The sequence below is a fragment of the Pseudonocardia yunnanensis genome (genome assembly GCF_039534065.1).
Classification (GTDB): domain Bacteria; phylum Actinomycetota; class Actinomycetes; order Mycobacteriales; family Pseudonocardiaceae; genus Pseudonocardia; species Pseudonocardia yunnanensis.
Map to the genome: position 1 here is coordinate 13738 of NZ_BAAAUS010000016.1, position 14528 is coordinate 28265.

Sequence of the window (14528 nt, forward strand, 5' to 3'; positions counted from 1 at the left end):
CAGCCGACGGCGACGGTGAGCTGCGCGCCATCGTCGACACACGCCCAGCCGAGACGTCCGGGTGCTGATGTCGGGTCCAGCCGGCAGGTCCACGCGCCGGGATCTTCCTGATCTTTCGATCAATCGCGGCGGGCGTTGCCACGAGCCGCCCGCTACTCGGCGCAGCTGATCCGGTGCAATCGTGAGGACTATGCCGAAAGTAACGGATCCGCGATCACGGCGATAGGCTGAATGTGCGCGCTACGGCCATGAACAAGCGGCGATCCAACCGAACCAGGGTGCCGATCCGGTCGTGCGCCGTCGCACATGTCCTGTCATGAACCACGCTCTGATTCCTGCACCCGCACCGCGGTGCCCGGAGATCGGCGCCGTCCGGCGCCTGCACCCCGCTCCGGCCCGGCGGACCTGGGTCCGGCAGTCGGAGGGACGAGGCAGGGTCCTTCCCTGTTGACGTCGAGCCACCCGCTGCCCCTGGCCGGGACGCAGGTTCGGGCATCGCCCCCCGTGACGGTCTGTGCCGACGGAGCCCGACGTGGCCCGCGCACATCCGGTGTGGGTGACTGCCGGGCGACCAGCGTCACGGCAACGGATCATGACGTGGCTCGTTGCTGCTGTAGCGATTGGCGCAAAGGTTGCGCCGGAGGAGGAACGCGTGGAGAAGCGTCCTATCGGGCTCGCGGTCATCGGAGCCGGGTACTGGGGTCCCAACCTCGTACGTAATGCCCAGGCGACTGCAGGGTTCCAGCTGCAGTACCTGTGCGATGTCGACATCGAGCGAGCGCACCGGGTGCTCGGGCGGTACTCCACCGTCCGCGCCTCCGCCTCGCTCGACGAGGTGCTCGCCGACCCGGCGGTGGACGCGGTGGCTGTCGCGACGCCGGCCGCCACCCACCACGCGGTGGTGATGGCAGCGATCGAGGCGGGTAAGCACGTCCTGGTCGAGAAGCCGCTCGCCGCGAGCTTCGTGGAGGGCCGGGAGCTCGTCGAGGCCGCTGAGGAGCGCGGACTCGTCCTGATGCTCGATCACACCTACTGCTACACGCCCTCGGCCCAGTACCTGCGCGACCTGATCCGCGGCGGCGGCCTGGGAACCCTCCAGTACCTCGACTCCGTGCGTATCAACCTCGGCCTCGTGCAGCACGATGTCGACGTGCTGTGGGACCTCGCTCCCCACGACCTATCGATCTTCCTGTCGATCCTCCCCGATGACGTCACGCCGGTCGCTGTCTCGGCTCAGGGTTCGGACCCGGTCGGTGCGGGTCGCGCTTGCCTGGCGCATCTCAACGTGCAGATGAACACGGGCGCGATGGCCCACATCCACGTCAACTGGCTGTCCCCGACGAAGATCCGCACCATCGTGATCGGTGGTTCGGCGCGCACCGTGGTGTGGGACGACCTCAACCCGCTGCAGCGGCTGTCGGTGTACGACCGGGGCGTCGACCGCGCCGATCCGGCCGAGCTGGGCCGCGATGCCCGCGCCGCCACGATCGTCTCCTACCGCACGGGCGATATGGTCGCGCCGGCGCTGAAGGACAAGGAAGCGCTGCGCTCGGTGATGGAGGAGTTCGCCGCCTCGATCACGGAGCAGCGTGCGCCGCTCACCGACGGCCGGTCCGGCCTCCAGGTGCTGGCCCTGCTGGAGGCCGCCACGGCGAGCCTGCAGCAGGGTGGTGTATTCATGCCCGTCCTGACCGACCACACGCGCTCCCCCCAGGAGATCTCCCTGTGACCACCAGCACCGGCCAGCCGCTGGCCGCGCAGCGCATCCTCGTCACCGGCGGCGCCGGCACGATCGGCTCCCACGTCGTCGACCTGCTTCTGGAGGCCGACGCCGCAGAGGTCGTCGTCCTCGACAACTTCGCGCGCGGGCGGATGGAGAACCTCGCCGACGCCGAGGCCGTCGGCGGCGACCGCCTCACCGTCGTGACCGGCGACATCAACGACCCGGCACTCGTGCGCGACGTCATCTCGGGTATCGACGTGGTGTTCCACCTCGCTGCGCTGCGCATCACCCAGTGCGCCGAGCAGCCGCGGCTCGCGCTCGAGTCCCTCGTCGACGGCACGTTCACCGTGATCGAGGCCGCCGTGGCGGCCGACGTCAAGAAGGTGATCACCTCCTCGTCCGCGTCGGTGTACGGGCTGGCCGAGTCGTTCCCGACCACCGAGCGGCACCACCCCTACAACAACGACACCTTCTACGGCGCCGCCAAGGCGTTCAACGAGGGCATGTTCCGCAGCTTCCACGCCATGAACGGGCTGGACTACGTGGCGCTGCGCTACTTCAACGTCTACGGCCCCCGGATGGACACCCACGGGCTCTACACCGAGGTGCTGATCCGGTGGATGGAGCGGATCTCCCGCGGCGAGCCTCCGCTGATCTTCGGCGACGGCGCGGCGACGATGGACTTCGTGCACGTCCGTGACATCGCCCGGGCCAACCTGCTCGCCGCGCGGGCAGATGTCACCGACACCGTCTACAACATCGCCACCAGCACGGAGACCAGCCTCAAGGGGCTGGCCGAGGCCCTGCTCGCCGTCATGGGCTCGGACCTGTCTCCCGTGCACGGCCCCGAGCGGGCGGTCAACGGGGTGACGCGGCGGCTCGCGGACATCTCCGCCGCTGCCAGGGACCTGGGCTGGACCCCGGAGATCGGTCTCTCGGACGGCCTGGATGATCTTGTCACCTGGTGGCGCCACGCCGCTGTGCCGGCAGTCGCAGGCTGAGCCGGTGCGCCCCCGCTTGCAGAGAGGTGACCAATGATCCCCGTGATGCGTCCGCTCCTCGGTGAGGAGGAGGCCCAGGCCGTCGCCGACGTCGTTCGGTCCGGCTGGGTCGCCCAAGGCCCGCGGGTGGCGGAGTTCGAGAAGGAGTTCGCCGCGTCCGTCGGCGCGGCGCACGGTGTCGCGACGTCGTCGTGCACCACGGCGCTGCACCTGGCGCTGTACGTGCTCGGCGTCGGACCGGGTGACGAGGTGATCGTCCCGTCCCTGTCGTTCATCGCGTCGACCAACGCGGTGCGGTACTGCGGCGCGGTGCCCGTCTTCGCCGACGTCGATCCGCTGACCGGGAACATGACCGCCGACACGGTGTCCGCGGTGATCACACCGCGTACCCGTGCCGTGATGGTGGTGCACCAGGCAGGCGTGCCCGCCGACGTGCCTGCCATCCGTGCGGCGTGCGGGGAGATCCCCCTGGTCGAGGACGCCGCCTGTGCTGCGGGCTCCACATTGGGCGGACGGCCGGTCGGCCACGGCGCCCTGATGGCGGCCTGGTCGTTCCACCCCCGCAAGCTGATCACCACCGGCGAAGGCGGGATGATCACCACCGACGACGCCGAGCGGGCAGCGAGGCTGCGGCGGCTGCGTGAACACGGGATGAGCGTGTCCGCGGCGGACCGGCACGCGTCCGGTCGCAACACGGTGGAGGAGTACGGGGAGACCGCGTTCAACTACCGGCTCACCGACATGCAGGCAGCGATGGGCCTGGTCCAGCTGCGGCGACTGCCCGCCATCGTCGCCCACCGCCGGGAGCGCGCCGACCGCTACCGGGCTCTGCTGGCCCCGCTCGGGCTGCGCACGGTGTGTGACCCCGAGGGAGGCACGACCAACGTCCAGTCCTTCTGGGTGGAGCTCCCCGACGCGGCACCGCCTGTCAGCGAGGTGCTCGCAGCGCTGTCCCAGGCAGGTGTGTCGGCCCGCCGCGGGATCATGGCCGCCCACCTGGAGCCCGCGTACGCGGGGCATCCGCACGGGCCGCTGCCCGTCACCGAGCACCTCACCGCTCGGACGCTGATCCTTCCGCTCCACCACGACCTGACCGACGCCGACCAGGACGTCGTCGTAGCGGCCCTCGCCGCGGCGATCGGCCTGCAGAGCGCTGTCTCGTCCCACTGATGAAACATCCGACTACGCCCGAGGAACACTCGTGACCAGTACCCTCCCCACCACAGACCCGGTGCCGCTGCTGGACCTGGCGTCCGCCCACGCCGAGGTGGCCGACGAGATCGCCGCCGGCTGGGCCGACGTCCTGGCGCACACCGCGTTCGTCGGGGGCCCACGCGTGGCCTCGTTCGAGTCGGACTACGCCACGTGGTCCGGCATCCGGCACTGCGTGGGTGTCGGCAACGGCACCGACGCGCTGGAGCTGGCGCTGCGAGCGCTCGGCGTCCGTCAGGGCGATGAGTGCATTCTGCCGGCCAACACCTTCATCGCCACGGCCGAAGCGGTCGTCCGGGCGGGTGCCACGCCGGTCCTCGTGGACTGTGACAAGGACACCGCGCTCATCGACGTCGACGCCACGGCCGGTGCGGTCACCGAGCGCACGCGCGTCGTGCTGCCCGTGCACCTCTACGGGCAGACGGCTCCGGTCGAGCAGCTGCGGGCGGTGCTTCCTGACGGTGTCGCGATTCTCGAGGACGCCGCGCAGTCGCAGGGCGCGCGGCGCAACGGCGTGGCCGCAGGCAAGCTCGGAGACATCGCGGCCACGAGCTTCTACCCGGGGAAGAACCTCGGCGCCTACGGCGACGCGGGCGCGGTGCTGACCGACCGCGACGACCTCGCCGAGGCTGTCCAGCTCCTGCGTGACCACGGTTCGCCCCGCAAGTACGAGCACAGCGTGCTCGGGTTCAACAGCAGGCTCGACGCCCTGCAGGCCGTCGTCCTGTCGGCCAAGCTGCGCAGGCTCGACGCCTGGAACGTCGCGCGTCGCGCCGCCGCCGCCCGCTACGACGAGCTGCTGGCCGATGTGGACGGAGTCGTCACTCCGGTGGTGGCCGAGGGCAACGAGCCGGTCTGGCACCTGTACGTGGTGCGCGTGCCCGATCGCACGCGGGTGCTCGCAGAGCTCTACGAGGCCAAGATCGGTGCCGGCATCCACTACCCCGTGCCGGTGCACCGCACCGAGGCCTTCGCGCACCTGGGCCACGGCCTCGGCACCTTCCCGGTCACCGAGCAGCTCGCCGACGAGATCATCTCCCTGCCGATGTTCCCCGCGATCACCGCGGCGCAGCAGGAGCGCGTCGTGTCCGTGCTCACGGCGGCGGTCCGGCGGTGACCCTCGCCGAGGAGGGTGTCCGCGTCCACCCGCACGGGCTCTGCGAGAGCACCGACGTCGGCGCGGGCACCCGTGTCTGGGCCTTCGCGCACGTCCTCGCCGGTGCCCGCGTCGGGCGCGACTGCAACATCTGCGACGGCGCGTTCGTCGAGGACGGAGCCGTTCTCGGCGACCGGGTGACGGTCAAGAACGGCACCCTCGTCTTCTCCGGTGTGACGTGTGAGGACGAGGTGTTCCTCGGTCCGAATGTGCTGTTCACCAACGATCTGCGGCCCCGCGCGGCGATCCGGCGCGGCGCCGACGAACTGCTTTCCACCACGGTGCGTCGCGGCGCCTCGCTCGGCGCCGGTGTCGTGGTCGTCTGCGGGATCGAGATCGGGGAGAGCGCGTTCGCTGCCGCGGGAGCCGTGGTCACGCGGGACGTTCCCGCGCACGCCTTCGTTGCCGGAAACCCGGCCCGTATCAAGGGTTGGGTCTGTGCGTGCGGGGAGCGACTGGGAGACGACTTGGCCTGCCCCGCATGCGGGACGTCGCACGAACGTGCGGGATCGGGCCTGCGTCGCCGCTGACGGACCGGACCGGCTCGGGGTCGAACCACTCGGGCACACCGGAGACGAACCCGGGCCGGATCCGTTCAGCGCTGTTGAAGTAGTCCTCCTGCGCGGTGCCGCGGCGTCGGTTCACGGCGCGTTCGGCGACCCACGTGCCCACTGCGCTGGCCGTGCGGGCGACCTCGGCGAGCGACGGCGGCTGGTACTCGGCGAGGACCTTGTCGTACCAGTCCAGCTGCACCTGGGTAGCGTGTTCGAGGCTGTAGAACTGCCGCACGAGCGCCAGAGCGAAGTCGCCGTTCTCCTTGCGGAGCCCTTCGTCGCCGAGTAGCTGATCGAGCTGCTGGACCAGTGTGTCCTCGCCGGTTCCGCCGTCGCCGATGCCGTAGAAGCCGCGCCACCGGAACTCGCGGGAGGACTCCTCGTCGAGGATGCGGAAGAAGCCGTGCTCACCCTGCACCACGCACGGCTTGCCGAAGGCCATGGCGCGCAGGAGCGAGCCGCCCATGCCCAGCATCACGTCGGAAGCGGCGTAGGCCGACCGCGGGTCCGGACGCTGACCGGTCAGCACGACGACCTCACGGCCGAACCTGGTGTTGGTCTGGTCGGCGAGGGCCCGCAGGTCGGGCATCGCCGGGCCGTCGCCCACGAGGACCAGACGCATCCGGTGGCGCGGCGCGACGCGGCCGGCCGCCCGGATCGCGGTCTCCAGCCCCTCCTGCTTGAGGACGCGGGCGAAGCGGCTCACGACGACCACGAGCAGCTCGTCGTCCTCGACGCCGATCTCGGCGCGGAAATCGTCGCCGGGAAAGTCCGGGGTCTGCCCGACGCAGTCGGTGGGGATCTCCAGCACGCCGACCGCTCCGCTCCGCTGCCGGACGGCCGCGGCGATCACCGGATTGCAGACCTGCAGGGGCACCGTCCCGGGCATGAAGTCCGGCACCGACATGCTGTTGATCGTCATCGTCATCGGAATGCCCTCGCTGCGGTGCGGCCCGAAGAAGGCGAGCAGCGACGGCGTGAGCTCGTAGGCGTGCAGGATGTCCGGCCGGAACATGCGGGTGAGCTCGGAGAGCCTGCGGTAGGACGCCGCGGCCCGCTCCATGCTGTCGAGCTGGACGTGCATGTGGCGCACGCCGCGTTCGCGCAGGACGTCGACCAGAGGGCCGTCGGGTCCGGCGACGAGGACGTCGTGGCCCCGGTCGGCGGCCGCGCACGCGAGGTCGACGGCGTTCATCTGGCTGCCACCGAGGTCGAGCTGGTGGACGGCGACGAGGATGCGTAGCGGGCGAGCCACCTGCTCGCTGTTCACCGACGTGGTCGGGTTCACGTAATTCCTTCCGCTCTGACCCTGCCCAGTGGCTCGGTCACCGGTTCGGACTCAAGTTCTCGGAGTTGCTGCGCATCCTGATCGGCGTCGGCACGGAACGCGCGGATCAGGGGCACCGCGGCGATGGCGCACCCCACCACCTCTGCGCAGAGGTACGCAACACCCACCCCGTCGATCCCCAGCGGCGTGACGAGGACGAGGGCGAGGACGACGACGATCACGGCGCTCAGCGTCTGCATGACCACGACCCGGCCCATCTGCTGCTTCACCCGGGACACCGCGATGTACATGCCGTGCACGATCGTGAAGGGCAGTGCGGCGGCCATGAGCCGCAGCAGGGACGTGCCCTCCTCGGCGTAGGTGTCGCCCAGCAGGGAGAGCAGCCACGGAGCGGCGATCAGCAGGAAGGGCGTGCCGGTGAACCCGATGAGCCATGAGAGCCGCCACGCGCGGCGCATCAGCGCGGGCCCCTGCCGGACGTCGTTCGACGCCTCCGTGATGTAGGACGACGCGATGTTCCACAGCAGGACCGTGACGGCTTCGCTGATCAGCCACGGGAGCGCGTAGTAGGCGTTGGCCTCGGTTCCGAGCAGCGACACCACGATCAGCGGCATGCACAACGGCACGATCACGGATGTGGCGCCCGTGGCGTACTCGCCGAGGAAGAGAGCGCCGAGGGCACGCCTGCTCGGCAGCGCGACGGCGCCCTCCTTGGAGCTGCGCCGGGGCAACACCCGCAGCAGCAACACCGGGGTGATGACCAGTACGGCCAGCGCCGCGGGCGCTGCCCACGCGAGCACGATCCCGTTGCGCATCGCGGTGACGGCGAACAGCGCGACGAGCCCCAGCTTCAGACCCGAGAACAGGAGCTGTTCGATCGGGACCCACCGGGCGGCCTGCATGCCGATCAGGACCCAGTCCTGTAGCGCGAAGAGGGCCAGAACGACGACGAGCAGCGGGAACACGGCGCGCTCGGCCCCGGAGCCGAAGAGCGTGTCGTCGGCGAAGAAGAGCACGAAGGCGCCACCGACCACCGCGGCGATGGTGGACGTGACCCCGTAGCCCGCCAGCACCATCACACGCGACCGCTTGCCCGCAGATCCCAGGAACCTGGTGAAGAGCAGGCCCGCACCGAGGCTGGCCACCACGCTCATCATCATCGCCGTGGAGATCAGCGCGGACGTGCGGCCGACCTCCTCAGCGGGGTAGCGCGCGGCGACACCCCAGAAGACGAGGCCGAACAGCGCGGTCATCCCCGACGTGGCCATCAGCGCGACAGCGTTCAGCTCGAGCCCGCCGGGGAGCGGGATGCGCCGGCCACGCCGACGGTGCTGACCGCCGGGCAGAGGCTCGGCGGACCTGGGCCGGACCGCCATGATCCGAACCGTGGCCTCGAGGTCCGGCCGGCCGGGAGGACCGATGCCACTGCTTTGACTCATGCCAGCTGGACTCTCCGGAACCGTGGCCGCGACCTCTGGCCGCTACTGGTTCCCGACCTCGCCGACACCGCTGCGGCAGGGGCGTACGAGCCTGACTGCGCTGTGGCTACATCGACGAGTTGGCTGTCGTCGAGGAGCACCGCGCGATCGTACAACCCCCCCGAATGACCGGATCATCCTGCTCCGGAGGCTCGTCAGGAGGCGGCGCCCGGCCCGTCGAGCGCCCACACGTTGCACCCGTCGGACTCGCTGGACCGGACCTGCGTCGCGTTCGCGGCGAGCCAGTGCGACAGCGCACCGCCGGCGGGGACGAGATCGTCGTCAGGGGCCACGTAGAACCTCGCGCCCTCCTGCCGGAACTCCGCGAGGCGGGAGGGGTCCTGCTGGTCGGCCGCGAGGCTCCATCCCTTCCGATCGGCGAGGTAGAAGATCACCGGCTCCTGGAAGTTGTTGGTGACGCCGTTCTCCGTGCTCAGGCTGGTCGTGCCGACCACGACGAGCTGGTCGGGCGCGGAGACCGCCGTCAGGCCGTCGGCGCACGTGCCGAAGGTGCCCGTCGTGGACGTCATCGATCCGATGAGGACGTTGACCGACTGCGCGGCGAGCGCGACGACCGCAAGCCCGGAGACGATCGCGAACACGACCGACGACAGCCGCGGGCGCAACCACTCCGCCGCTGCGGCGAGGCCGAGACCGACGCAGATCGCGGCGTAGGGCAGCGAATAGATGTGGTACTGGATTCCCAGGTCGGAGCTGCTGTAGCGGCCGACGGCGAAGTAGTAGAGGACAAGTGCGGCGAGGCCCGCCACCACGGGCGGGAATGCCGCCGTACGTCGGCGCCACAGCCATGCCGCTCCGAGGACGGCCAGCGGGACACCGACCACGCCGTAGATGAAGATCGCCTCGGTCTTGAGGTTGCCGAGGTAGAAGGCGGGGGAGAGCCACAGCTCGAAGCTGCCCCACTTGCTGTCGCCGCCGGAGATCACGCCGAAGGTGTTGCCGTACTCGGCGTGCAACTGCGAGGCGTGCCACAACCACAGCGCCGGTGCCACGAGGGCCGCAACACCGGCCACGTACACGGACGGCCGCCTGAGCCGCGACGGTGCCGCGAGGACCAGCCAGATCCCCATCACCAGGCCGATGTGGAGGGACGTCGGCTTGACCAACGCCGCGACCGAGGTGGCGGCGGCGGCGCCCACCAGCCAGATCCCGCGGTCCTCCTGCACCCAGCGGCAGAACGCGAGCAGCGCCAGGAGGTAGAAGGCCAGCACCGTCGCCTCCGGCATGAAGGCGGTGCCGTAGCGCATGAAGGCCGGGGAGACGGCGAAGGCGACCAGCGCCCAGCGGGCAGCGCCGGTCGGCAGCAGTCGCCGCGCCAGTCCCCAGAAGGCGGCCGTGGCGACCAGCATGAACGCGAGGGAGACCAGCCGGCCCAGCCACTCGTGTTCCCCGAAGACCTGATACAGCGCCGCCGAGAGCCACGGCATGAGTGGGAACTCGGTCTCGACGTACCCGGGCCCGGAGCCGCCCCAGTTGATCTGCGGGAAGAACAGGTTCATCCCGCCCGTCGCGAAGTTCCGTGCGATCGTCGCGGTGTCGGACTGACGCCAGATGTCGCCCGGGTAGGCCATCGGACCGAACGCGCGCACCACCGACAGCACCGTGACGACGGCGACCGCTGCCAGTGCCCACTTGCCGAGCGGCTCCCGTTCGGGCAGCGACGGGGCACGATCGGCGGTATCGGGTAGCTGGACACTTAGCACGTAGGAAGGATCTTCATCCTTCGCTGTGGAGACGCTGAGCGAAGGCTCTGGGCTCTCAGTGCATCTTCAGCTTCGCCCTGGGCCCACCGAGCGACGGCCACGACCCGACGCGGTCCGGCCGGGCCATAGGCTGCGGCGCGCAGAGCCGGCGCCGAACCCGACCGGCCCCGCTGGACGTCCTGGAGCGACGGCCCGGAAAGAAGGAGAGGTGGCTGCGACATGAACACGGATTCGGCCGATGGGGCGTCGACCAGCAAGGCCCGGATCGGTGCGGCGTCGATCCGTCAGGCACTGGCCGGCACGAAGGCGGCCCAGGTCGCGTACGGCTGTGCGGTGACCGGACGTCTCGGCGTCGAGCGGTGGGCTCTCAGCCGACGCCGGCTCGAGTGGGCGCCGGTGGCACGGCGCGGCCGCATCCTCGCCTACCACTCGATCGGAACACCGGCGTGGGGCGTGAACGACGTCCGCCCGCGCGACTTCGAACGGCATCTCCAGTTGGCGGCCGACGACAGCTGGACCTTCGCGACACCGGCCGAGGTGATGGCCGAGCCCGAGAAGCAGCAGTTGGCCATCACGTTCGACGACGGCGTCACGAGCGTTCTGGAGAACGCCGCTCCTGTGCTGCGCCACCACGGCATCCCCGCGACGATGTTCGTGGTCAGCGGGTGGGCCGACGGGAAGCACCCCGACCAGTACCAGCACGTGCTGGACTGGAAGGGCGTCAGCGCGCTCCAGGAGTACGGCATCAGCCTCGCGAGCCACTCCGCGACTCACCCCGACTTCGGGCGGCTCGGAGCGGCAGAGGCGCGCGAGGAACTCGAGGTGTCGCGGCAGCGGATGGAGCAGATGCTCGGCCTGACCGTCGAGGAGTTCGCGATCCCGTTCGGTCAGTCGCGCAACTGGACGGACGCGGCGCGGATCGCTGCCGAGGGTGCCGGGTACAAGGTCGTGTACGCGCAGGCCGTCGAGACCCGACCGGCCGGCACCGTTCCGCGGACGTTCATCACCCGCATCGACATCCCTCGGTTGTTCCGCGCCGCGCTCGCCGGCAGCTACGACCGCTGGGAGGAGTGGTACTGAGCGTCAGGCCACCAGACCTTCTTGAGCCGCCTCGCCCGCCGCAGGCCGATCAGGTAGGTCGCCGGGCCCTGGATCATCCCGAGCGCCTCCTGGAGACGCAGCCCTCGCGGGTACGGCGCCGCCGCGACTGAGTCCTTCGATCCCGTACGGAACTCGGGGCCCAGCACGTGGCGGACGCCGGCGGCTGCCTTCTTCAGAAGAAGGGCGCGTTCCTGCGGTCGCGTGAGCAGCCGCTTGGCGAGCAGTGCGGTCAGCCCTCGCCCGTACCCGCGCATCTGTGCCTGCAGCCCGGCCCCGTCCGCCCGGTGGCGGTGGAAGGAGAACGCCGCCGGCTGGTACACGAGTGTGCCGCGGAGGGTCAGCACGTCCAGGAACAGGTCGAGGTCCTCACCACCGGCGGCGGGGCTTCCCGCGCCGAGTGCCTCGTCGAACTCCCAGCCCGGCGGGAGCGCGCTCTTCCTCAGCGCCATGCTGGCGCCGGTGCCGTAGCTGCCCAGCTCGTACGGGAACAGCGGGGACGAGGTGGGTGACGCGGTGAGGTGGTAGACGCGCCGTTCGGTGCCCCGGCCGAACCCGGCTGCGCACTCGAACCACCACTGCCACAACGACTCGAGCTCGGCGGGCTCGACGAGCCCGGTCACGCAGGTGACCGCAGGATCGGCGAACTCGGCGCTGATGCGGCCGAGCCACGACGGCTGGACCATGACGTCGTCGTCGGTGAACGCGACGATGTCTCCCGTGGCGGCATGCAGACCCCGGTTGCGCGCGTAGGACAGACCGGGGCGATGCTCGGGCACGAGCCGGATGCGCGGCTCGTCGGCGTAGCGCTCGGAGATGAGGTCCGCCGTCCGGGGGTCGCTGGGCGAGTTGTCCACCACCACGATCTCGAAGTCGGGGTGGTCGGACTCCAGCAAGGCGTCGAGGGCGAGCGGGAGAGATGCCGGACGTCCGCGCGTGGCGAGCACGACGCTCGCCCGGGCCTCCGGGATCGCGGAGGGGACCACGGCGCAGGTGCCGGCGAAGCCGAGCAGCAATGCCTCGGGATCGACCTTCGCGCCGGCTGATCCCAGCTCGATGCCGTCGCGGATCAGGTGGGCCCTGAGGTGGTCCTCGAGCTCGGCGCAGATCACCTCGGCGAGTGTTGCCGGTGCGATCCGGTCGGATTCGAAGTCGAGCCAGACCACGCCGATCGGGACGTCGTGCAGCAGCACCAGGACCCGCACCCCGCAGTAGGGAATGCCGCTCTTCGACGGGAGGCGCTTGACCCCGGTCAGCGGTTCGGCGAGGTCGACGGTGACGACCTGGATCGGCTGGAAGGCCCCGTCGGCCGCCGGTGGCGTGCCGGGTTGTGTCCGGCGACCGTCACGGACGGACGTTACCGACATCAGCTGGGCGGGCTTCGATGGTGCGGCAGCGGATTCGGGCAGGGTGCTCATGGCGGATTCCTCGATGGCGGGCCGGACGGTGAGCGAGCCGGACGGGGAGCGGGGGCCGGCGTCGAGCGGGCCGGACGGGGAGCGGTGGACTGGGGACGGACCATCTCGCCGGGCGGGGAGCGAACCGGACGATCTGGCCGGAGAGCGAACGGGGACGACGATCTAGCCGGACGGGGACCGCGCGGGACGGTCCGGAGCTGGGACGGGCGTCGCCGCGCCGCGCCTGCGTACACAGGGAGTGTCCACTACACCCACAGCTCCTTCTTCCGAGTGATACTTGACCATCGTGCCGTATGTGCTTGTGTTGGCATACCGACCGGTTCCGACCTTGCCCTTGTGCCACCGGGGTGACTCCCGATCACTGGGAGTGAAACCCGGCTATCCGGACTTTCGCTGACCGACTGCTCGGCGTTACCGCGGATCGAGTCCTGCCGCGGTCCGGCAGACGATCCCCCGGCGGGGTCGTGCCACAGCCGTTGCATCGCCCGAAATCAGCGGGACAACGATGGAGAGCGACGTCGAGATGCTGCGGTTCAACCTTCCAGCGTGGACAGTCGCGCTATCCGGTGTCGGGGCCATCCCGTCGGGTGCTCAGCCGGTGTGCTGGTCTCCGCTGAAGGGGCACTCCGTCACCTGCGCGGCCCGGCGTTGGAGGCCCCTCATGGCCGTGGGGAGCTCCGCCGGGCCGCGCAGGGGCGCCGGGAAGTTCAGTCGGGCGCGCCGGGAGTCGGCGGGACAGTCGACGCGGAACGTGACCCCGAACCTGTCGACGCGGATGGGCGCCACCGCGTGTGCGCCGTGAAGCACAGCGGGGTCGAGCAGGTGGGCGAGCTGCACCACCTGCTCGGGATGGGCGGTCAGCAGGTGTTCGACGACCCCGTCGCTCTCGGAGGCCAGGGGGTCGGGTTCGGCACGGGCGTAGGCGTCGGGATCGACCGGTTCGCCGTCGAGCCGCAGCTGGGCAACCGTGACCCGAAGCAGCAGGGACGCGTCGGGCCGCAGTACCGTCTCGGCCGGCCGGTCCCAGTAGGCCGCGAGAAGCACCTCGAGCGCGGCGCGGACGTCGTCGGCGACCTCGATGGTGCCGTGCAACGTCACCGAGTCGAGCAGTCGGTCGGGGCCGGGCACCCCGCTCACCAGGGCGCTGCGCACCGTGCCGGGCGTGATCTGATCGGCCACGCGCTCCGCGAGCGGTCCGTTCTCATTCACCTGCAACACGAGGGAGCCATCGACGTCGACCGCGAGGGCGTCGAGTACGACACGCAGATCGGCTCCTACCTCGATCACGGAAGTCACGGCGTGCGACAGCACGGTGCGGGCGCGCTCGGCGGGGTCGGGGCCCGGCTGGACGGCTGGCGAGATCACGCAACTCCTCCGTGAATTAGGATCGCCTAACCTTAGCTTCCCGCCGTGAGATCGCAAGCGTCGCGCTCCGCGCGGGTCGTGCCCGCGTCGGTTGGCCTACTGCTCCACCTCCGAGTACATGCTGAGCGTATTTCCGTCGGGATCTGAGAAGTCGAAGTAGTCCACCGCGCCCGGCACGTGCTCGAGCGGGCCGACGGCCACCCCCAGGGCCTCCAGGCGCTCCCGCTCCCGGCTCGCGTCCGCGACACCGAACCGCGTCACGACCTCGGCGCCGGAGCGAACGGTGGAGTCCTTGCCGAGCTGTAGCCAGATCGGACCGACGCGAAACTCCACGACTCCCTCGACGGGCTCGAGATCGGGTTCGGCGAGTTCCAGAACCCGTTGGTACCACTCCACCGACCTCTGCAGGTCGCTGACGGGAAGACCCACGGCCGCACCGGAAACGTCCATACCGGACATACTGTCGGGAGAAACGCGGATGGCGAAAGCATCCCGATGGGCGTGACGACGG

Annotated in this window: 12 protein-coding genes; 6 read left to right on the forward strand and 6 right to left on the reverse strand. The window is 70.4% G+C overall.

All coding sequences use genetic code 11. From position 1 onward, the window contains the following. The first annotated feature begins 652 nt into the window (after nt 1-652). Genes ABD743_RS16095 through ABD743_RS16115 form a run of 5 tightly spaced genes read left to right on the forward strand, consistent with a single transcriptional unit; the run spans nt 653 to nt 5622 of the window. On the forward strand, nt 653-1729 hold the full coding sequence (locus tag ABD743_RS16095; protein ID WP_344722886.1) for a Gfo/Idh/MocA family protein: 1077 nt from the start codon (nt 653-655) through the stop codon (nt 1727-1729). Continuing rightward, nucleotides 1726-2724 (forward strand): SDR family NAD(P)-dependent oxidoreductase, encoded by a 999-nt coding sequence (locus ABD743_RS16100; RefSeq protein ID WP_344722887.1) that lies wholly within the window; start codon nt 1726-1728, stop codon nt 2722-2724. Before ABD743_RS16095 ends, ABD743_RS16100 begins: the two co-directional genes overlap by 4 nt. 33 nt (nt 2725-2757) lie before the next feature. Beyond that, nucleotides 2758-3894, forward strand: coding sequence for a DegT/DnrJ/EryC1/StrS family aminotransferase (locus tag ABD743_RS16105; protein ID WP_344722888.1), 1137 nt, complete (start codon nt 2758-2760; stop codon nt 3892-3894). Nucleotides 3895-3925: 31 nt separating this feature from the next. Further along, nucleotides 3926-5053 carry a DegT/DnrJ/EryC1/StrS family aminotransferase gene (locus tag ABD743_RS16110; RefSeq protein WP_344722889.1) on the forward strand — a complete coding sequence of 376 codons (1128 nt, stop codon included), beginning with the start codon at nt 3926-3928 and terminating at the stop codon, nt 5051-5053. Further along, nucleotides 5050-5622 carry an acyltransferase gene (locus ABD743_RS16115; RefSeq protein WP_344722890.1) on the forward strand — a complete coding sequence of 191 codons (573 nt, stop codon included), beginning with the start codon at nt 5050-5052 and terminating at the stop codon, nt 5620-5622. The genes ABD743_RS16110 and ABD743_RS16115 overlap by 4 nt, the downstream gene beginning before the upstream one ends. On the opposite strand, the gene ABD743_RS16120 is transcribed toward ABD743_RS16115, so the two are convergent. The 3 genes from ABD743_RS16120 to ABD743_RS16130 form a co-directional block, all read right to left on the reverse strand. Beyond that, nucleotides 5516-6934: a glycosyltransferase gene (locus ABD743_RS16120; protein ID WP_344722891.1), complete on the reverse strand. Its 1419-nt coding sequence runs from the start codon at nt 6932-6934 to the stop codon at nt 5516-5518. The two genes, ABD743_RS16115 and ABD743_RS16120, sit on opposite strands and share 107 nt — an antisense overlap. Then, the gene (locus tag ABD743_RS16125; protein ID WP_344722892.1) at nt 6931-8310 is read right to left on the reverse strand and encodes a lipopolysaccharide biosynthesis protein; all 1380 of its coding nucleotides are present in this window, start codon (nt 8308-8310) and stop codon (nt 6931-6933) included. Before ABD743_RS16125 ends, ABD743_RS16120 begins: the two co-directional genes overlap by 4 nt. Before the next feature lie 257 nt (nt 8311-8567). Continuing rightward, nucleotides 8568-10136, reverse strand: coding sequence for an ArnT family glycosyltransferase (locus ABD743_RS16130; RefSeq protein WP_344722893.1), 1569 nt, complete (start codon nt 10134-10136; stop codon nt 8568-8570). Nucleotides 10137-10355: 219 nt separating this feature from the next. Between ABD743_RS16130 and ABD743_RS16135 the strand changes: the two genes are divergently transcribed. Next, entirely contained in the window at nt 10356-11216 is an 861-nt protein-coding gene (locus tag ABD743_RS16135; protein WP_344722894.1) for a polysaccharide deacetylase family protein, read from the forward strand. Here the strand turns inward: ABD743_RS16135 and ABD743_RS16140 are convergent. The 3 genes from ABD743_RS16140 to ABD743_RS16150 all read right to left on the reverse strand — a co-directional run bounded on the left by ABD743_RS16140 (nt 11189) and on the right by ABD743_RS16150 (nt 14467). After that, on the reverse strand, nt 11189-12652 hold the full coding sequence (locus tag ABD743_RS16140; protein WP_344722895.1) for a glycosyltransferase family 2 protein: 1464 nt from the start codon (nt 12650-12652) through the stop codon (nt 11189-11191). The two genes, ABD743_RS16135 and ABD743_RS16140, sit on opposite strands and share 28 nt — an antisense overlap. 591 nt (nt 12653-13243) lie before the next feature. Next, nucleotides 13244-14017: a DUF2470 domain-containing protein gene (locus ABD743_RS16145; RefSeq protein ID WP_344722896.1), complete on the reverse strand. Its 774-nt coding sequence runs from the start codon at nt 14015-14017 to the stop codon at nt 13244-13246. Nucleotides 14018-14113: 96 nt separating this feature from the next. Beyond that, entirely contained in the window at nt 14114-14467 is a 354-nt protein-coding gene (locus ABD743_RS16150; protein WP_344722897.1) for a VOC family protein, read from the reverse strand. Between the last annotated feature and the right edge of the window lie 61 nt (nt 14468-14528).